This window comes from Coprococcus sp. AM100_B19A (assembly GCF_027662015.1).
GTDB classification, from domain to species: Bacteria; Bacillota; Clostridia; order Lachnospirales; family Lachnospiraceae; genus Allocoprococcus; species Allocoprococcus comes.
Window position 1 is genome coordinate 95334 of the sequence record NZ_JAQDKN010000009.1, and the last position, 20205, is coordinate 115538.

General features: G+C 41.9%; 17 protein-coding genes and 1 pseudogene. 1 reads left to right on the forward strand and 17 read right to left on the reverse strand.

Annotated elements, in window-relative coordinates:
• Window positions 1-14: 14 nt before the first annotated feature.
• From PGQ33_RS10690 to PGQ33_RS10770, 17 genes and pseudogenes are all read right to left on the reverse strand, one after another.
• The gene (locus tag PGQ33_RS10690) at window positions 15-1808 is read right to left on the reverse strand and encodes a glycosyltransferase family 2 protein (RefSeq protein ID WP_195368008.1); all 1794 of its coding nucleotides are present in this window, start codon (window positions 1806-1808) and stop codon (window positions 15-17) included.
• Window positions 1809-1811: 3 nt separating this feature from the next.
• Window positions 1812-4268, reverse strand: a complete 2457-nt coding sequence (locus PGQ33_RS10695; RefSeq protein ID WP_055247769.1) for a glycosyltransferase family 2 protein — start codon at window positions 4266-4268, stop codon at window positions 1812-1814.
• Between the two features lie 24 nt (window positions 4269-4292).
• Entirely contained in the window at window positions 4293-4874 is a 582-nt protein-coding gene (locus PGQ33_RS10700) for a hypothetical protein (RefSeq protein WP_270205707.1), read from the reverse strand.
• A 9-nt stretch (window positions 4875-4883) separates the two neighbouring features.
• Window positions 4884-5621: an ABC transporter ATP-binding protein gene (locus tag PGQ33_RS10705; protein WP_270205708.1), complete on the reverse strand. Its 738-nt coding sequence runs from the start codon at window positions 5619-5621 to the stop codon at window positions 4884-4886.
• Between the two features lie 8 nt (window positions 5622-5629).
• Entirely contained in the window at window positions 5630-6406 is a 777-nt protein-coding gene (locus tag PGQ33_RS10710; RefSeq protein WP_270205709.1) for an ABC transporter permease, read from the reverse strand.
• A gap of 139 nt (window positions 6407-6545) precedes the next feature.
• Window positions 6546-7223 (reverse strand): annotated as a pseudogene (locus PGQ33_RS10715) (TIGR04283 family arsenosugar biosynthesis glycosyltransferase); the annotation flags it as partial.
• 5 nt (window positions 7224-7228) lie between these two features.
• On the reverse strand, window positions 7229-8116 hold the full coding sequence (locus PGQ33_RS10720; RefSeq protein ID WP_195501922.1) for a nucleoside hydrolase: 888 nt from the start codon (window positions 8114-8116) through the stop codon (window positions 7229-7231).
• A gap of 15 nt (window positions 8117-8131) precedes the next feature.
• Entirely contained in the window at window positions 8132-9157 is a 1026-nt protein-coding gene (locus tag PGQ33_RS10725; RefSeq protein WP_195488115.1) for an ABC transporter ATP-binding protein, read from the reverse strand.
• A 13-nt stretch (window positions 9158-9170) separates the two neighbouring features.
• Window positions 9171-9980, reverse strand: a complete 810-nt coding sequence (locus PGQ33_RS10730) for an ABC transporter permease (RefSeq protein ID WP_177999131.1) — start codon at window positions 9978-9980, stop codon at window positions 9171-9173.
• Between the two features lie 13 nt (window positions 9981-9993).
• Entirely contained in the window at window positions 9994-10857 is an 864-nt protein-coding gene (locus tag PGQ33_RS10735) for an ABC transporter permease (RefSeq protein ID WP_117834328.1), read from the reverse strand.
• Window position 10858: 1 nt separating this feature from the next.
• Window positions 10859-12118 carry an ABC transporter substrate-binding protein gene (locus tag PGQ33_RS10740; RefSeq protein WP_117555899.1) on the reverse strand — a complete coding sequence of 420 codons (1260 nt, stop codon included), beginning with the start codon at window positions 12116-12118 and terminating at the stop codon, window positions 10859-10861.
• A 105-nt stretch (window positions 12119-12223) separates the two neighbouring features.
• Window positions 12224-13105, reverse strand: coding sequence for a LysR family transcriptional regulator (locus tag PGQ33_RS10745; protein ID WP_117555897.1), 882 nt, complete (start codon window positions 13103-13105; stop codon window positions 12224-12226).
• Between the two features lie 18 nt (window positions 13106-13123).
• Window positions 13124-14101 (reverse strand): (Fe-S)-binding protein, encoded by a 978-nt coding sequence (locus PGQ33_RS10750; protein ID WP_022221076.1) that lies wholly within the window; start codon window positions 14099-14101, stop codon window positions 13124-13126.
• Entirely contained in the window at window positions 14094-14777 is a 684-nt protein-coding gene (locus PGQ33_RS10755; RefSeq protein WP_022221077.1) for a TIGR04282 family arsenosugar biosynthesis glycosyltransferase, read from the reverse strand. Before PGQ33_RS10755 ends, PGQ33_RS10750 begins: the two co-directional genes overlap by 8 nt.
• A complete protein-coding gene (locus PGQ33_RS10760; protein WP_270205710.1) occupies window positions 14778-15212 on the reverse strand; it encodes a C-GCAxxG-C-C family protein in 435 nt (144 codons plus the stop codon). It lies immediately after the preceding gene.
• A 197-nt stretch (window positions 15213-15409) separates the two neighbouring features.
• Window positions 15410-17389 (reverse strand): sodium-translocating pyrophosphatase, encoded by a 1980-nt coding sequence (locus tag PGQ33_RS10765; RefSeq protein ID WP_173826252.1) that lies wholly within the window; start codon window positions 17387-17389, stop codon window positions 15410-15412.
• 167 nt (window positions 17390-17556) lie between these two features.
• Window positions 17557-18414: an aldo/keto reductase gene (locus PGQ33_RS10770; RefSeq protein ID WP_173826253.1), complete on the reverse strand. Its 858-nt coding sequence runs from the start codon at window positions 18412-18414 to the stop codon at window positions 17557-17559.
• 308 nt (window positions 18415-18722) lie between these two features.
• On the opposite strand from PGQ33_RS10770, the gene PGQ33_RS10775 reads away from it, so the two are divergent.
• On the forward strand, window positions 18723-19850 hold the full coding sequence (locus PGQ33_RS10775; RefSeq protein ID WP_270205711.1) for a glycerate kinase family protein: 1128 nt from the start codon (window positions 18723-18725) through the stop codon (window positions 19848-19850).
• Window positions 19851-20205 lie beyond the last annotated feature (355 nt).

Below are 20205 nucleotides of genomic sequence, written 5' to 3' on the forward strand. Positions count from 1 at the left end.
CCACCATCTTTTCTCTATCCATCCTCTTTTTCGCGCAAAGAATAATCACACTTCACCAGCGTAAGATTGGGATTGTACATCGGATCTCCTTTTTCCATGATTTCAGACCAGGTCCGGCGTACATAATCAATCTCGCACTGATATCTTCTGATCTTTTCCTCATTATCCTCTGCCCCTCTCGATCTGGATTCATAATGATACAGTTCCACATAAGGGTCATATACTACAAGATATCCGCATCTGCGTACCTTCAGACAGAAATCAATATCATTGAACGCCACTGCAAGTCGCTCCTCAAATCCACCCACTTCTTCATATACGGAACGCTTTACCATCATACATGCTGCTGTCACCGCTGACAGATCCTGCTGGGTACTTGCTTTGTGCAGATACCCGGAATAACCTTTTGGAAGTCCCCGGAACATATTACCAGCAATTCCCCGAATCCCAACAATGACTCCAGCATGCTGCACCTGACCACCCGGATAATAAAGCTTTGCTCCGACAATCCCGACTTCCTTTCTCTGGCAGTTCGCAAGCATTTCTTCCAGCCAGTCCTTTCCGATCACTTCCGTATCATTATTCAGAAGTACCAGATATTCTCCATCAGTCTCGCTTACTGCGTAGTTGTTGATCGCCGAATAATTAAATGGTCCATCCCATCTCAGAATTCGGATATGGTCTGACTCTATTGTTTTATAATAAGCAAATGTTTCCGCTTTTTCGCTGTTATTTTCGATAATTATGATCTCATAATTCTTATAATCCGATCTGGAAATCGATTCTAGACATTTCTCCAAATCTTTTATATGATCTTTATTGGGAATCAGAATGGAAATCTTTGGATTCCCCTGCATCTTATACCGGACACGATAAAACCCTCTGTCCAGTTCCGGTAAAACTTCTGCATGTTCACCACATCTTAGCAGATGTGCTTCTATGGCACGCTGTCCAGCCTCAAATGCATAAGTTTTACTGATTGGATTGTCCGCAGTAGAAACCTGATGTACCCTCCAATGATAAAGAATCCGCGGCACATGCGCCGTTATCGTTTTTTCCACACACCTGAAAACCAGATCGTAATCCTGCGCTCCGTCAAATTCACTTCTTAGTCCACCAACTTCTTCGATCAGACTTTTTCTTATCACACAAAAATGACAGATATAATTATTTGCCCGCAACAGATCCAGATTGAAATCCGGTTTAAAATGCGGCTGAAAATGTTTTTTCAGATCTGCTGTCACTTTGTCCTCATCGGAATAAAGAAGTCCGGTCTCCGGATATTCATTCAGTTTCTTTACCATCTCATACAATGCATCTGGCGCAAGCAGATCATCCTGATCCAGAAAACCAATATATGTTCCGGTAGCTTCCTTTATCGCTGCATTTGTATTTTCAGAAATTCCTCTGTTTTCTGAAATACCGATCAGGTGAATCGCTTTTTCTTTGAACTCATCCTCTTCTAGAATTTCTTCCATTCTGTGTCTCTCTTCATCTGAAACAGTCATACATAATTCCCAATTTTTATACGTCTGACGGCATACAGACAGAATCATCTGTCTCAAAAATTCTTCCGGTGCCTGATATACCGGAACAACAATACTGATCAGGGGTGCATACGAAAACGCTTCCTGTCTTTGTCTTTCCATCTCTTCTTTGGTCCGCCTGTGATTCTGATACCATTTTTCATAATCAATCTTCTGAAAACGGATCCTTTCTTTTAAACGTATCATAAACTCTTTTGGTCCAAAGTACCGAAGATATACAAGCCCTTTTTTTACCCGATACAGAGACATTTTATTGAACATCTCCTATCTCCTCTCCACTTTTGCCAGATGATTCAGTCCAAAGTCATTATGATCCAGTGTCAGATTCGGACTGTAATACGGATCTCCATTTTCCAGAATCTTTTTCCACCTAGTCTGAAACAATTTAATTTCTCTGTTAAAACGTTCAATTTTCTCCTCTGTGTCTTCATATCCTCTTGACTTGGACTCATAATGAATCAGTTCCGCATATGGATCATATACGATCAGATATCCTGCTTTCCGTATTTTCAGACACAGATCTACGTCATTAAATGCCACCGCAAACTTCGGATCAAATCCTCCGACTTCTTCATACACCTGTTTTTTTATCATCATACAGGCTGCTGTCACTGCACTCAGATCATGGATCACCTGCGCCCTCGCAAAATATCCCGGCGAATCTCCGTCCATTCCAAGGAATGCATGTCCTGCCACTCCTCCAAGCCCGATGATCACTCCTCCATGCTGAAGCGTTCCATCTTCATAATACATTCTCGCCCCGACAGCACCTACATCTTCCCGCATACAATAGCTCAACATTTCTTTAATACAGTCATTGCCGATCATTTCTGTATCGTTGTTCAGAAACAGCAGATATTCGCCGGTCGCATGATCAATTCCATACTGATTGATCTCCGGATAATTGAATCCTTCTCCTTTCCAGTACAAAACCTTAACTTTTGGATACTCATGCATGATCCTTCTATAATCTTTAAACGTTTTCTTTTTCTGGCTGTTATTTTCTATAACAAGAATTTCTATATTCTCATAGGTATTTTTTCCCCGGATCGATCGCAGGCATTTGATCAGATCATCTGTGTGATCTTTGTTCGGAATAATAACCGATATCTTAGGTGTTTGTTTTACCGGATATTTCGTCCGGTACATTCCCGGATACTTCGTTGGAATGACTTCTGCTTCAATTCCCATTCTTCTGTAATGCGCTCTTACCGCTTTTGCACCTGCATCCACAATATAGGATTTATTGTCTGCACTGCCTGCTGTAGATCCTTCGCATGCTCGCCAGTGATATAGGATTTTCGGTATATGCCGGATCTTATCGGTCTTCTCAACACACCGGAGTACAAAATCATAGTCCTGTGCACCATCGTATTCGCCGTTCAATTTTCCTGCCGCCTGATATAATTCCTTTTTAACAACCACCAGATGACAGAAATAATTTGTTGTACAAAGCATATCTGGATTAAAATCCGATTTGAAATGAGGGAAGAAATACTCTTCTCCATCCATCGTAATCTTATCTTCATCCGTATAAATAAGCTCTGTATCCGGATATTCATTCAATTCTGCCACACACTCATACAATGCGTCCGGTGTCAGCAGATCATCATGATCCATAAAAGCGATATAATCTCCCGTTGCCATATCCAGTGCCACATTTGTATTATCCGAAATATGCAGTTGTTTTTTATTGTCCTTCACCCGGATTCGGCTATCCTTCTTTGTGTATTCTTCCAGAATCCCTGCAATCGACGAATCTTCCCCGCTTCCATCTGAAAGACAGAGCTCCCAGTTCTGATAGGACTGTCCTCTTACAGAATCCAGCATTTCCCGCAGATATCTTTCTGGTGTCCGGTAAAGAGGAACAACAATCGAAATCTTCGGCATCCGGGTAAATTGCTTTCTCTTCTGCCGGTACAGTCTGATCCTGGACGGCTCATGTCTTCGCAGCCATTCTTCATACTCTGTACCGTTTTTCCCACTCAATTTGTCACCCGCCCTGATAAACGCTGCACGGATTCCAAACTGACGATAATAGATTCTGACTTTGCGAAAATCATCCAGCATTTTCTGACGTCGCAGTTTTCTTTTGAGATTCATGATCTCTTCCGCATTTTTCTCTTCTTCTTCAAAGCATACTTCCAGTTTTCGCGGAATACCTTCCTCATAAAATGCCTTAAACCCGGCAATCTCTTCCTTTTTACATTCCGGATACTCTCGCAGCACATCCAGACGCCGGATTTTTTCTTCTTTCATCTCCAGTTCATTCTGATTCTCATCCAGAAACCGAATCGATGCATTTTTCCTTCTATAATACCATCCCTCGACTGAAAATCCTTTTTCTTCAGTATTCACCTTATCTATGCTGTTTGCCAGCCATTTCTCCAGGTTCTTCAATTCACTGACTGCAAAGGTCTTCATCAATTCTTCTTTTCCACGATACGACTGCAATACTTCCAGTCTGGACGCTTCTCTCCAGTCTTTCGGAAGATGTATCCAAAGAAAAAACTGTTTGGTTATAAGTCTTTTTCTTATCTTACGGAACTTCAACGGATGAAGACGGATTCCATCCGTTGTATAAAATAGTTTCTTTCCATCCAGCCGGATTTCAATCCGGTTTCCATCTGGTCTGTTATCCAGAAAATATCCCGTAATAAGTAATCTGTCTTTTTCTTTTACATGAAACCGACATGTTGCGATATAAAAAGCATTTTCCATTTTTCAAATCCTCTCACTTCCACACTATCTGGAAAATAACCAGTTCAAAAACTGAAAGAAAACACAGATATACAATACTAGCAGCAGAAATACGCAAAATGTTTCTATATCAAACCGATATGTAACCGTCTTTAAAATTAAAGTTCCTTCACTTTCTTCACTATTTATTTTCAAATTTGTTCCTTCCTCTGATGTCTTTTCCGTATAAAGTGCAATAGAATCTTTTTCAAATACTACTTTATACGCCTTCCCCCTGCATCTGGTTACCGTATCAAACGAAAATTCATTGAATTTGCCCGTTTTTATATCTCCCACCTTCTTCACAGATTCCGCAACCGTTTCTCCATTTTCACAATCCTGAAGATAAATTCGGATCTCTGCTTCTGGATCTTCCTGCAAATTCTGGCATTTCACCTGGATTCCATCCAGTGTCTCCTCCTCACAGACAAATTCCTGCGATATCTGATCCTGCGACACATCCATCATGACATACTGGTCATTTTCTATCATCCGGTCATAAATCGCATGCGTCTTATGAACATGTCCATAAACAAATGCAAGCAGAATCAGCACAATAACTGTTGCCAACTTTTCTACTTTTCTCATTTTTCCCTCTTATTCTGCTTCCTGATATTCTCTGCACAACTCATCTGCATCCCCGATACTGCGAACTCTTCCATGTTCCAGCCATACAATCCGGCTGCACAGATTTCTCACCTGCTCCATATTATGCGAAACAAACAAAATCGTAGCTCCATTCTCCTTCATCCGGTTAATTCTTGCTTCACATTTCTGCTGAAAATGGAAATCGCCTACCGATAATACTTCATCCACGATCAGAATATCCGGCTGTCCGATTGTTGCTACCGCAAACGCGAGACGCGAAAACATTCCCGATGAAAAATTTTTCACCGGTACATCCATAAACTGGTCCAGTTCTGAAAACTCTACAATCTCTTCATAGCGCTCCTCCAGATATTCCCTGGTATATCCAAGCAGCGTCCCGTTCAGAAATACGTTCTCCTTCGCAGTCAGGTCAAAATCAAACCCTGCTCCCAGTTCGATCAGCGGCGCGATCACACCGGAAGTCTTAACGCTGCCACAGGTTGGTTTCATGACACCGGCAATGATTTTCAACATCGTACTTTTTCCACTTCCGTTTACACCGATCAGTCCCAGTGTTTCTCCTTTATAGACTTCAAACGACACATCCTGCAGTGCCCAGAAATCCTGATAGGTAATCTTTTTCTTTACTCTCTGTATAAAATATTCCTTAAATCCATCAAATTTCTCTGATGCCAGACTGAATTTGATGGAAACATCTTCTACTTTTACAATTACTTTTTTCTCCATCCTTACTCCTACAAATCAAAGATAAAACCATCCTGATGCTTATAAAAAAACCAGCATCCCACTCCAAGACACAGTACAGCTTCTGCTGCTGTCACCAGAAGCATCACCAGACCTGGAAGTCTGCCATAGATTACAACATTCCGGAACATGATCAGAATACTGGTCAGAGGGTTTATCATTACCAGATGGTATAACCATTCCGGCAGAATCGACATTGGATAGATAACCGGTGTCAGATACATCAGCACTGCCATCAGCACCGAATACAAGTGCAGAACATCCCTGTATTTCACCGCAATCGTCGCCAGAATCAGTCCAATCCCCAGAGCCAGAACCACCAACAAAAAAAGTGGCACAACTGAAAGAAGCATTGTCCAGTGAAGTTCCGCATGCATACCGATCATAATCAGAAATAACGCTGCACAGGATGCCATCAGATTGATCAGACTGGAACACACCCTTGACATCACGAATACATATTTCGGTACATACACCTTCTTTATCAGAGATGCACTCCCGATAATTGCTGACATTGCATTTGTCGTAGCGTCATTGAAAAAGTTAAAAATAACCTGCCCACATAACAAATACAACGGAAAATTCTCTATATCAAATTTAAACAGATTTGAGAAAACGATGGATAAAACCGTCATCATAAGAAGTGGATTCAGCAGTGTCCATAAAACCCCCAGTATGGAACGCCGGTATTTCACCTTCACGTCTCTTGAAACCAGTTCTTTTAAAAACGGCTTAAATTTGACAAAATTTTGAATATAAACTGACATATTTTCTTCCCCTTTAAATTATAATTATATTATTTTTTCAGTCTTTATTCAATCAAATCCCTTACACTTATCATTGATTTTCTCTATTTCTTTTATTGATTTTCCAAATAAGTAAAGGAGTCTGCATAAAGCAGACTCCCTAACGGACATCCTTATATAATTTTGCAATCTCTTCTGCCGGAACACCATCCCGGTACATGGCTCTCAGCCGGTTCATAAGCCACATTACTTTCAGCTTTTCGATTGTATTTCCGCCAAATCTTCTGTCTGAAGTATAAATCCTGTGTCTTGTCATCCCAAGCGGAATCCCTTTTTCTTTGAGGATCAGTGAAAACTGATAATCCTCCAGAATCGGCATCTCTGGAAATTTTCCCACTTCAAAGAACAACTTCCGGTCAATGAAAATCCCCTGGTCTCCAAACATTACTTTTCTGTCTTTAATCCTGTGATTGGAGATCACCCTGCAGGTGAACATAAAAAAGTTATATGAATGAAATGCAATTCCAAAACACCCTGCCCGGTATTTTTTCATTACAGTCTCAATCTCTTCTAATGCTGTAGCTGGAACTTCACTGTCGCAGTGCAGGAAAAAAAGTACATCTCCACTGCTTTCTTCCGCTCCCTTGTTCATCTGCTTTGCTCTTCCTTTCGGGGACTGAATTACCGGATACCGGTCCTTCAAAAGTGCCAGTGTTCCATCCGTGCTTCCCCCGTCTACAAACAGAATCTCACATCTTTCATTCAGCGGCTCCAGTGTCTTCATCAGCCTTTCAATTGTCGATTCTTCATTGTATGTTGGTATAATAATTGATATTTTCATCTCTACTTCACGGTTTCAATTTCTACGTTCATCCAGGTATCATACAGATTTCTCCGGAACTCGTCCGCATCTCTGATCACCGGGATCTTGAGAGTGCAGTTCTTTTTCGTTTCATCCTCTGCCAGAATCAGTCTTCCCTTTGTAAGCTTTTCTGTTGACAGCTGCATGTCCACTCTCTGTATCTCAAAAAGTTCCGGATGCATCATGTAAGCCGCAGCGATCGCATCCCAGTTATAATATCCGGGAATTCCATATTCATCCCAGTTATTGTCAAACCAGTAATCCGTCTCATTCTTGATCAGCCTTACAACTCCCTTACTCAGATCCGAAAGTTCTCTTTCATACTCTTCTCTTGTAAAAAGTACCTTCAGGCAATTATTACCCGTAATAACCGCAACATCCGTTCCACTGGTAAGTGTCGCATAAGTTGCCAGCGGATCACAGGAGAAATTAAGTTCATCCATTTCCCGCTTTGCAAAGATCAGCGGTTCTGTTGTTCCTCCCATCAATACGATACTCTTCACCTGATGAAAAAACTCAAGATTGTGTTTCCAGGCTCCATAAAGATTTGTCACGGAACCCGTCACCAGAATTTCCAGCTCCCCGGCATATTTTTCTGCCATCTCGGCAAGATAATGTGCCGCTTCACTTTCGGTTTCTCCAGGTGTTGCTCCACCTTTGTAAACGCGCAACTCGTCATGCCCGATTTTCTTTACAAACTTCTTTGTATTTTCGTAAACCTTCTCCAGCGTATTGTTCCCATAAGTTGTCGTCACTCCCAGGACCTCTGCTTCCGGATCCCCCAGCAGATACAGCAGTGCCAGTCCATCATCTACATCACACCCATTAATTCCAAACGTACAGTCACAATCATGAATTATTTTTCGCATACCATTCTCCTTTTATCACTTCTGAAACAAAATCCCCTGTCTTTCATCAATTTTGATGCCAACCAGTTCTCCTGTTTTTACCCCCAGTTTCATCCAGTCACGGTGAAGCATCCATACTGTCAGCTTTCCATCTGCATACTTCAACAGGATTTCTGCTGTTTCCCCCTCAAACATAACTTCTTCAATCTGATACATTCTTTCCGTCTCATCTACGGTCAGCGTGATCGCCGATGGTCTGACCATCAGTTCATACTCTCCTTCCGCTTTCTGCGTCTCAAATGAAACTGCCCGGCTTACGAATCTGCCATTCTCCACTTTCCCAAAAATATAATTTGTCTGTCCCATATAATCTGCCACCACTCTGGACTCTGGATGGTAGAACATCCTCTCCGGCTTATCATACTGAAGCACTTCTCCAGCTTTCATCAGAGCGATCCGGTCAGACACCTTCATCGCTTCTTCTTTATCATGCGTGACCATAACGACCGTAAGCCCCATCTCATGATGCAGCTTTCTTACCAGATCTGCCATCTCGCACCGCAGATTCTCATCCAGGCTTGAAAATGGTTCATCAAGAAGAAGAAGTTTCGGATCTGCCGCAAGCGCTCTTGCCAGCGCGACCCTCTGACGCTGTCCACCGGACATTTCCCGGATCTTACGCTTCTCAAATCCTTCCAGCTGGACAGCTTTTAACAGTTCTCCTACCCGCGCCTGCTTATCTTTTTTCGGGATTTTTTTCAGCTCCATCGAAAAGCTAATATTCTGTTCTACCGTCATATGCGGAAACAGTCTGAGATCCTGAAAAACAATCACGGTTCCTCTTTTTTCCGGTGCAAGATTTGTAATCGATGTGTCATCGATCCGGATATCCCCTTCCTGCGTTTCAAGAAGACCTGCAATACTTTTTAACAGTGTTGTTTTTCCGCAGCCTGAGGCGCCAAGAAGCGAAACAAATTCTCCCGTTCTAATCTCCAGATTTATATTCTTCAGTATTCTTATCTTTTGTAAATCTACACAAAGTTCTTTAATTGTAAGACTCATGTGCTCCTCCTGCCTAATAATATTCTACTTCCTGTGCCTTTGTAAAACGTCCCACGATCCATTCCAGTATTCCAAACACCAGAAGCATGATCACCAGGAATATCACACTGTAAATGCTGGCAAAATTACGTTCTCCGCTTCCGAGATATGGAACCATGACGATCGCAAATGTTTTGACATTTCCCCCGCCGATCATCAACGTCAGGAAATACTGACTGAACGAAACAACAAATGCCATCGAAAACGCAGAAAGCATGACCGGAAACAGATTCGGAAGTGTCACTTTAAAAAATGCCTGAAGCGCACCAGCCCCCAGAACTCTTGCCTGTTCCTCCAGCTTTACCCCTATCGCTCTTGTGCCATCCTGCATCAGTGTCACTGCATATGGAAGGGAGCAGATCAGATGGACAATAATAACCCCCAGAACAGTTCCGCTAAGTCCACATTTGATAAAGGTAATCTGAACCCCCATCGCAAACACGGTTCCCGGAACAAGAAACGGAAGCATCGACATAAATGAAAACAGCCGCTTTCCAAAAAAATCATAGCATTCCAGCGCCCTCGCCGTCATTGTTCCAATCACAACCGACAGGAACGCGACCGAAGCCGATATGAAAAGACTGGACATACAAAGTCGCACAAGCTGCTGCCTGTTTCTCAGTATTCCATTCACCGCTCTCATAGAAAATTTCTGTGGTATGAGCGACGGCCACGCCCATCTCTCAGTTCCCACCCAGACAAGGATTGTAAGGATCGGTACGATAACCAGGAAAATAAAATTGCCTATGATCAGGCCTTCCCAGATGTTCTTTTTTCTTTTCATCTTCCTGTTCCTCCTAACCTGCCAGCTTCTTCGTGCTCCGGCGAAGTAATATGTAATATAAAACTGCTGCAATCAGAGCAATCACGATCAGGATTCCATTGATCGCCATCGCATACGGTCGCGCCCGCAGATCCGGCTTGGTATATTCCAGATAAGCCAGAACCGGCAGCGCCTTTGGTGTCGTTGCTCCAAGTATGAACGGCAGCTCATATGCTCCAAGTGCAAATACAAAGATGATCAGGAAACCACTGAGCACTGTATTCATACATAAAGGAAGCGTTACTTTCATGAAGGTCTGAAGTTTATTCGCTCCAAGATTGGTCGCTGCTTCTCCAAGACTGCCATTGATATTCGCCATCAGAGCAATCACAAAATAGATTATGAATGGGATTTCCTTCCACAGATAGGCAAGAATTACACCAAGTCCATATCTGTCATAGATCAGCATCGGAAACTGCTGCTGATCCGTAATCAGTCCTGCATTTGCAAGGATTCTCGCAAGGATTCCATTTTGCGAAAGAATGTTTACAATAAAGAGTGCCACAACAACATGGGGAACAATGATCGGAATCTGAACAATCCGCATAATGATTCCGCGCACTTTTCCGGCACTCACCAGAACTGCACACAGAAATGTTCCTGTTACTGTGGCAAGAAAAGCCGACATAAATGCAATGTACAGACTATATTTTAATGACTGCAAAAGATCCGGCCTTGTCAGTACCTCCTTATAATATTTCAGCGTCGGTTCCGTTAACCCAAAAGCTGGAATCACCCCTAAACTTTGGATGATTCCAGTTCCCAGACCAATAATAAAAACTACGCCTAATATAAGTTGCGGCACCAACAGTATATAAGGTGTCATTTTTTTCTTCATTTTATTTTCCTACTACTTCCTCTGCCCAGATCTCTTCGATGATCGGTACAAGTGCGGAAGGCATTTCCGGAAGACGTTTTGATAAAAGTTCATCCTGAGAGATTGCTCCCTTACCGATTTCAACTTTATCAAATGCTTCTTTCTGTGTATCGTTTAATTTGTTGTAATCTACAACCGGAATGGTACGGATCTCTGTGAAACGATCTGCCTGTACTTCCGGATCCATCATCTCGTTGATTGCTACCTGGGCTCCTGCTACGTTTCCTGAATTTGCTGCAATTGCAATGTAATTTGTATTTCCAATTGTTCCTTTATCGAACTGGAAGGATTGAGATGTTTCTGTGTAAGTACCATTTTCAATATTGGTAGCTGTTGAATATGCACTGTAAGAGATATCCATTACAACTTCTCCGTCAGAGTACATATTGGTCAGTGCCGTAGAATCCTTCGGGAAAGTCTTTCCTTCATTCCACAGGTATGGATTCAGTTCACGCAGATATTCAAGAGCTGGCTCAATTGCTGCTTTTACAGTCTCTTTATCAGCTTCCATATCCATGAACTGTTCATATCCGCAGATATCGTAAATCACATTACGAACAAATGCACTTCCTGTAAAGTCAGGTAATGCAGGATAAGTTACTTTTCCTTTGTTCGCTTTGCAGAACTCCATGAACTCATCTGTGTTTGTCGGAAGATCCGGTGTTACTGCTGTATCTGCGATCATAACAAGCTGTGCTTTTCCGTATGGAGCTTCATATCCCTCAATCGGAAAGCAGAAGTCTGCATTTGTCTCTTCATCATCTGTATCAATATAAGACTGGAAGTTCGGAAGTTCTTCTGCAAACGGTCCGTAAAGCATGTTGTTTTCTTTACAGGTCTTGAAGTTTTCTCCATTAATCCAGATCATATCGATATCGCCATCTTTTTTATCTGTTGAAATTTCACCGGAAAGCTGACTTAAAATCGCATCAATATCCATCGGTACACGTTCCAGTGTGATGTCATATTTTTCTTTCAGACGCGGTGCATAGTAGTTATCAAGCCAGTCATTTAAGCTATCATCTCCGCCCCATCCGTAAAATGTAACGGTTGTACCCTTGGCTGCATCCACCATTTCATCGAAGCTCATATCCTCTACGGCTTCGGTTGTCTGCTTGGTTTCTTTGTTGTCTGCTTTTTCTGTCTTTGCGCTGTTTCCACATGCTGTTAAGGAAAACGCCATCACAGTACTTAAAAGCAGCGCTGCAATTCTCTTTTTCATTAAAATTTTCCTCCTTCATTTTCTCCGTCCTTCATTATAACAAATTATTAACAAAAAGCACGCTGTTTTTCATTCCTGCTTTGTTGTTGCCCCTCAACACTTCGTTTAGCTATTGTATTTTTCTATATACTTATAGAATTTTTCTACCGATGATTCCATTGCTCTGTCCTTCAGCGTAAGAAGACCGATTTCCCAGATCATATCATCTTCTGCGAAAGGAATCATGACCAGCCCCTCTGTATTCATATCTTCATGGACAAAGTCAATCGTCACAGAAATCCCTCTCTTCAGCCGGCACATTTTATAGCAGAGATCAAATCCATTTGTCTCAAATACAATATCCGGTTCAAATCCCCGGTTCCAGCATCTACTCTGAATAAACTCATTGAGTTTAAAACTGCTGTTTTCAAGATAAAGAGGCTCGCCTTCCAGATCCAGAATAGTTGCTTCTCTTTTTTTCGCCAGAGAATGTCCTTCATAGACCAGAAGCCCCAGACTGCATTTTTTTAAACTTTTCATATCAAAACAATCTCCTGCAAATGGTCCGATCGACAATGCCACATTCCCTTCTTTGTCAAGCAGCATTTTCTCTACGATCCGATCCGGATATTCCATATAAGAAAATGTCACATTCGGATATTTCTTCTGAAATTCCAGAATACAGTCTGGCGTCAGGTAACGCAGGATATCATAGGCAACCAGAAGTTCTACTGTCCCTTCCTCACTCGCACGTATCATATCAATTTCTTTTTTCAATTTGTCATATTCGCTAAGAACCGTATTCGCATAATCATACAGCCTCTGTCCACTCTCTGTCAGTTCTATCCCGGAGGCAACCCTGTCAAGCAACGTACATTCCAGTTCATTTTCCAGATTTTTCAGTACACGGCTGAGTCCCTGTGGTGACATAAAAAGCTCTTTTGAAGCCCTCGCAAGACTTCCTCTTTGACAAATCATCCGAAATTCCTCTAATTCTTTAATCGTCATTCTTTTCCCACGACTCCCCTATTTAAATTTACATTTTGCCCGATTCAAAATAGGTGTTTTCCCAAGAGGTACCTTTTCATCGATTCCCATAATAAGCGGTAGCAAATGCTTTGCATCTTCATATCCTCTCCTTCTGAAACTACAGATGCACGAAGCGCAATATGTATAAAGTTCCGGCTCCCTCGATGCTTTTACACGGTCTGTCAGTGCCTGTGCCACATCCGCTTCTTTTCCAGCTGCGCATCCACCAAGCCCGCAACACTGTACATCTCTGAATGCATCTTCTACCTTTCCGACAAGGAATGGCTTCATATCATATTCAAACTTTCTGTCTTTCCGGTCCGGACATGGATAATACATTGGAATCCTTTCTTTTTGATAAATATTTCCAATTTTAAGCTCTGCCATTTTTTCGTAAACACTGATAATCTCCGCATCCAGTCGTCCTTTTAAAAAATAATAGCAGTTCGGACATGCCATGATCACCTGTTCTACTCCTGACTCTTTTAATTTCCAGTTGATTCGCTCAATGATCCCCGCTGCCTCTGAAACAAGTCCCAGTTCTTCAATCGGTTTCCCACAACAGTCATATACAACTCCCACATCATATTTTGCGAATTCTTCCACCAACTTATCTGTCGTTTTCGGAAAAAAAGACGGAAAATTACATCCCGTAAAAAAAACTGCTTTCTTTTTTGAATGGCGGTAATTTGCAAATTTATACGGATTCTTTTCTAAGAGCAGTCCGTCATATGAATTATCAAGAAGCTTCCCACCTCCGTCTTCAACCAATTTTCTCCGACTGTCAAGTGCAATCTCTTTTCCATCAATTCCTTTTGGACAGACACACCCGCAGGTTCCACACAAGAAACAATGATATGCCAGCTCCGGTTTTTCTTTTAATACCGGCAGATCAATTCCGTATTTTTCCAGAAACAGACAACTTCTGGTACATTTTCCACAATGGATACATGCATCCAAATCCCACTTATTCATAATTTTTATCCAGCTTTCCTTTCAGTCCCAGTTCCAGATAATCAATCGTAATTGGACAGTTACAAATTGCTCCCTTTTCAATATCCTCATACAGGTGGTACAAATCTCCCTTATCATCCACATCATAATACATCTGACCTACCGCCGTAGAGAGTTTCTCATTTCTCATGTGCTGTAAGGTATCATAAATAACTGTATTCGTTCCGTATCGTTCAATTTTCCATATAGAATCATATTCTTTTTTCATTCCGATCAGATAGTACCCTCCATCAAATGTAGGATGAATCACAATATCTTTTCCCCCAAGATTATCAAATGCATTTTTCAGTGTTTCCGGATGAATCTGCGGAATATCTGTCCCGATCAGAATTACTTTCTCATACCCCATTCTCAGTACGATTCCAATCGCATTCTTCATCCTTTCACCAAGATCATCACCAAATTGTGGAAGACATACTGTCTCATTATCAAGAACTTGCTGTAGCAGCTTCTTTTCATCCTTTGGTGTAAAAAACACGAAAATATCCGCATCCACCTGCTTTGCTTTTTCATATATATCCTTTACAAAGCAGGCATGTAGACGCGCGCACTCTTCCCCAGTTAGAAAAGGCATCAGCCTGGTCTTTGTCTGTCCTGGTATCGGCACCCTCGTAAATAAAATAAGTGCATCTTTCATCTATAATATTTCCTCCAACATTTCAATCACACTTTCCACTACTTTAGGACAAAAATCCAGCATTCTGCCACTCGAAAGTGCTTCTTCAAGCTGTTCCGGAAGCGATACATCATAGCCTAATAACTCTTTGCAACTGTTTGTTGCAAACTTTTCCAGAAACAATGCTCTAAATTCTGCATATTTGTTCATCATTTCTTCTTTTTGCCGAAGCAGAGTATTCACATCCCAGTGTCCATATTTTAATCCAACAGCCATGATTGCTCCGGTAAATGCACCGCATGTATCCCCATGCATCATTCCACCTCCAAAACAAGCCGAGACTTTATTCGCCATCTCTTCCGTAATCCCAAGTTTCTCTGCGAAATAAGACAGAACGACCTGAGAGCAATCATATCCTTTTATAAATTTTTCCCGAATCATACTTTCTTCTATCATTTTTCTCTCTCCTTTGTCATCTTACATCACTTTTTCATTCTAACATCAAACCAGTCCTATTTCTATAGATTGTCTTATCGTATTTAACTATAATTTGCTTGTCTTATTTATAAATCAAATAATTCGTGCCTTTTACAAAAAAATCCCTCATCTGCGGTTTCCCGCAAATGAAGGATTTCTTTTACTTTATTCAATTCTTACAGTAATCCACCGATTGATAAGAATAACGGTGCAAATACAAGTGAAACAATTGTCATAAGTTTGATCAGGATGTTGATAGACGGTCCTGATGTATCCTTGAACGGATCACCTACTGTATCACCAACAACTGCTGCTTTGTGAGCTTCGCTTCCTTTTCCGCCATGATGTCCTGTTTCGATGTATTTCTTAGCATTATCCCATGCTCCACCAGCGTTGGACATGAAGATTGCCATAAGTACACCTGTAACAAGTGCTCCGGAAAGTAATCCACCGAGGGATTCCACACCAAGAACGATACCAACGATCAGCGGTACTACGACTGCCATCACACCCGGAAGCAGCATTTCGTGAAGAGCTGCTGTGGTAGAGATTGCAACGCATGATGTATAATCCGGTTTTTCTTCACCTTTCATAATGCCCGGTTTTTCACGGAACTGGCGTCTTACTTCTTCGATCATCTTGTATGCAGCCTTTGATACAGACTCCATAGTAAATGCGGAGAAGAGGAATGTAAGCATACCACCGATAAAGATACCGATGATTACTCTGTAGTCAAGAAGGTTGATCGCTTCAAGACCAACTGCCTGTGCATAAGATACGAAAAGTGCAAGTGCTGTAAGGGCTGCTGATCCGATTGCGAATCCCTTACCCATAGCTGCAGTTGTATTTCCTACTGAGTCAAGCTTATCTGTGATTTCACGAACAGATTCATCCAGTCCTGACATTTCTGCGATACCACCTGCATTATCTGCGATCGGTCCGTATGCATCAACGGCAACTGTGATACCTGTTGTAGAAAGCATACCTACTGCTGCAAGTGCGATTCCGTAAAGTCCTGCAACTGAGTAAGATACAAAGATACCTACACAGATCAGGAGAAGCGGGATTGCTGTAGATTTCATTCCTACTGCAAGACCACTGATGATTGTAGTAGCTGCACCAGTCTCTGACTGTTCTCCGATTCCCTGAACCGGTTTGTAGTCTGCTGATGTGTAGTACTCTGTGATGTTACCGATGATCACACCAACAACCAGACCTGCGATAACAGCAATAGCTGCACTCATCTTTCCGAAGAGTACATTACTCAGTACAAGTGCTACAACAATAACTACGATAGAAGCTGCATAGCTTCCCTTTGTAAGAGCTTTCTGCGGATTCGAATTCTCATCACCTTTTACAAAGAAGGTTCCGATGATAGAAGCGATCAGACCACATCCTGCGATCGCAAGCGGATAAAGTACTCCGGATACAGCTCCTGCTGCTACTCCAAGAGTCAGTGCTGATACAAGTGAACCAACATAAGATTCAAAAAGGTCAGCTCCCATACCTGCAACGTCACCTACGTTATCACCTACATTGTCAGCGATAACAGCCGGGTTACGCGGATCATCTTCCGGGATACCTGCTTCTACTTTACCGACAAGATCTGCACCAACGTCTGCTGCTTTGGTGTAGATACCACCACCAACGCGGGCGAAAAGTGCGATTGAAGATGCACCAAGACTGAATCCTGAAAGCACATCTACGTTCTTTGTAACGATGTACACAAGGCTTACGCCAAGTGCTCCAAGACCTGCTACGCACATTCCCATAACGGCCCCGCCAGAAAAAGCAATTGATAATGCTTTATTCATTCCGCTTTCTTTTGCTGCGTTAGCAGTTCTTACGTTCGCTTTTGTAGCGACTGTCATACCACAGTATCCTGCAACTGTTGAGAAAAGTGCTCCAATTACAAAGCATACTGCTGTTACCCAGCTGATACCAAATCCGATCAGTACAAAAAGCACTACTACAAAAATGACCAGAATCTTGTATTCAGCCATGAGGAAAGCTCTTGCGCCCTCCGCGATTGCGCCTGCAATCTCTTTCATGCGGTCCGTACCTGCATCCTGTTTTCCTACTTTACCAGCAAGATATGCTGCAAATAATAAAGCAATAACAGCTGCAATCGGGACCAGATACATGTAATTATTCATTTCTTGTTCCTCCCTGAATTATTGTACCTCTAAAGACAATATCATAAAAAGAACAAGAATGCAAAACAATTTTTTGAATTTTCAATAAGTTTTATTTTGTTTATCTATAAATGTGGTCTTTCTCTATTTTTTTAATTTGTATCTCACCGTCCACATTCCACTGGGATTTACACAATATCAAGATATGTTTTTTCCCGAGGTGCCGGAAAAGCAGCATCTAATCTGGCATATTCCTCCACTGTCAGATGAACCTTTCCCGCCTCCAAGTTCTGCAGTACATGTTCTGCCTTTCCACTTCTTGGAATGGCAATCACATTTTCCTTATACAGAACAAATGCCAGAAGCACCTGCATTGGTGTAATTCCATGAATCCGCGCTACTTCCTTCACTGCACTGCTTTGCAGAAGATCTTTCTGCAGATCCCCTGCCTGCGCCAGCGGACAGTATGCCATAAGTGGCACATTGTGTTCTTTTAGCCACGGAAGAAGATCGAATTCTACTCCTCTGGAGCCCAGATGATACAGCACCTGATTCACCACGCAATGATTTCCATTCGGCACTGAAAACAATTCTTTCATATCGTCTGTATCAAAATTCGATACTCCCCAGCTACGGATCTTTCCTTCTTTCACAAGCTGTTCCATGCATTCTACCGTTTCCTCAAGTGGAATCCCTCCTCTCCAGTGTAAAAGATACAAATCCAGATAATCTGTCTGTAGATTTTTCAGTGTCTGCTGCAGACTTTTGAAAATTTTTCTTCTTCCGGCATTATGCGGATATACCTTCGATACAAGAAATAACCTGCTGCGGTCATACCCTTGGATTGCTCGTCCGATCAACTGCTCTGATCTTCCATCTCCATACATTTCCGCTGTATCGATCAATCGTATTCCCGCATCAATTCCTGCTCTGAGTGCCGCTGTCTCTTCCGCGTCTTTGCTCCTATTTTCTCCAAGAAACCAGGTTCCCATTCCAAGTCTTGGCATTTCCATTCCATTACTCAGTTTTATCTCTTTTTTATTCATGATTTCCACTCCTTGCATTTTGTTTTTCTGTTCCTTACTGTCTGTTTTTACTATCTTATGATATGAGTGTCAAAAATAAATTTTGCCACTCACTGATGTAACTGGATTGCTCCATTGCTATGCAATTCCCGCAATCCTCGAACACCTCATATTATAGGAAATATCCCACTTTTTGCAAATGTTATAAGGGACATATTTTTATGTTTATTTATTCTTTTTATTATTTCTTATAACATTCTTTTTTTCTTCAATCCATGATACACTGGATTTATCATAAAATAAATTCAGTGATAAGGAGATTAGAAATTATGAAAGTTGTAGTTGCAATTGATTCATTTAAAGGAAGTCTCACTTCGATTGAAGCCGGAATGGCTGCAAAGGAAGGGATCTTAAAAGCACACCCGGATGCGAATGTTGTCGTAAAACCACTTGCAGATGGTGGTGAAGGCACCACAGATGCCCTGATTGCAGGACTTGGTGGTGAGCGTATTGATCTTACAGTGACTGGTCCTCTTGGTACTCCGGTAAATGCACATTACGGATATCTGGCAGAAAAAAATACTGCCATCCTCGAAATGGCTGCCGCTGCCGGAATTATCCTGGTAAGAGAATCTGAAAAAAATCCACTTACTTCAACCACTTACGGTGTCGGTGAAATGATCGCAGATGCCATGGAACGCGGTATCCGCAATTTCATTATTGGAATTGGAGGAAGCGCAACAAATGATGGTGGAATTGGAATGCTTAAGGCACTTGGCTATCAATTTTCCGATGAAAATGGACAGGATGTCGGCGAAGGCGGACAGGCGCTTGAACGGGTATCTTCTATTATAATAGAAAAAGCTAACCCAATTCTCAAAGAATGCAATTTTCATATTGCCTGTGATGTAACTAATCCACTTTGCGGAAAGAACGGAGCTACCTATATTTATGGTCCGCAAAAAGGTGTCACACCGGAAATAGCAGAAGAACTGGATCAGGCAATGAATCATTATGCTTCTGTTACCTCCAAATTTCTTCATAATGATTATGCATCTGCAGAAGGTGCTGGTGCTGCAGGGGGTCTTGGCTTTGCATTTCTCAGTTATTTAAATGCTACGCTGACTCCTGGAATCGATCTGATTCTTAACGCTGTCGAACTGGAAAAAGAATTAGAAGATACAGATATCACTGTTACCGGCGAGGGACGCCTCGATCACCAGACCGCTATGGGAAAAGCTCCTGTCGGTGTGGCAAGACTTGCAAAAAAATACGGCTCCAAAGTCGTTGCTTTTGCCGGAAGCGTCACCCCGGAAGCAACAGCCTGCAATGCGGCCGGAATCGATGCATTCTTCCCGATCGTCCGTGGAATCACAACACTAGCCGAAGCAATGGATCCCAAAAATGCAAAATCAAATATGGCAGCAGCTGTGGAACAGGTATTCCGTCTGTTATAGTTTTAATATTATTTACAAATTTCAGAGAGTGTTTTTGTATAGTTTTTACAGAAATACTCTCTTTTCTTTATGATTTTCTTCTTTTCCTACACTGACCATCAACAACACAACGATCTACGACCTGACAGATCTTCATTTCATCTGTAACAATGATTCTTCATCAAATGAAGAGCTTTCACTTGTGAAGGCAGGTTCTTCTGTTACCATTTCTCTGGATGACTCTGCAAACCTCTCAGTGATCGCAAATATTGCAGATTAAGTTTTGCCGTAAACAATCCACCTATGTAGTTTTAAGCAATCAAGTAGGAGGCGGTGACTAACCGCCGTCCTCTCACACCACCGTGCGTACCGTTCG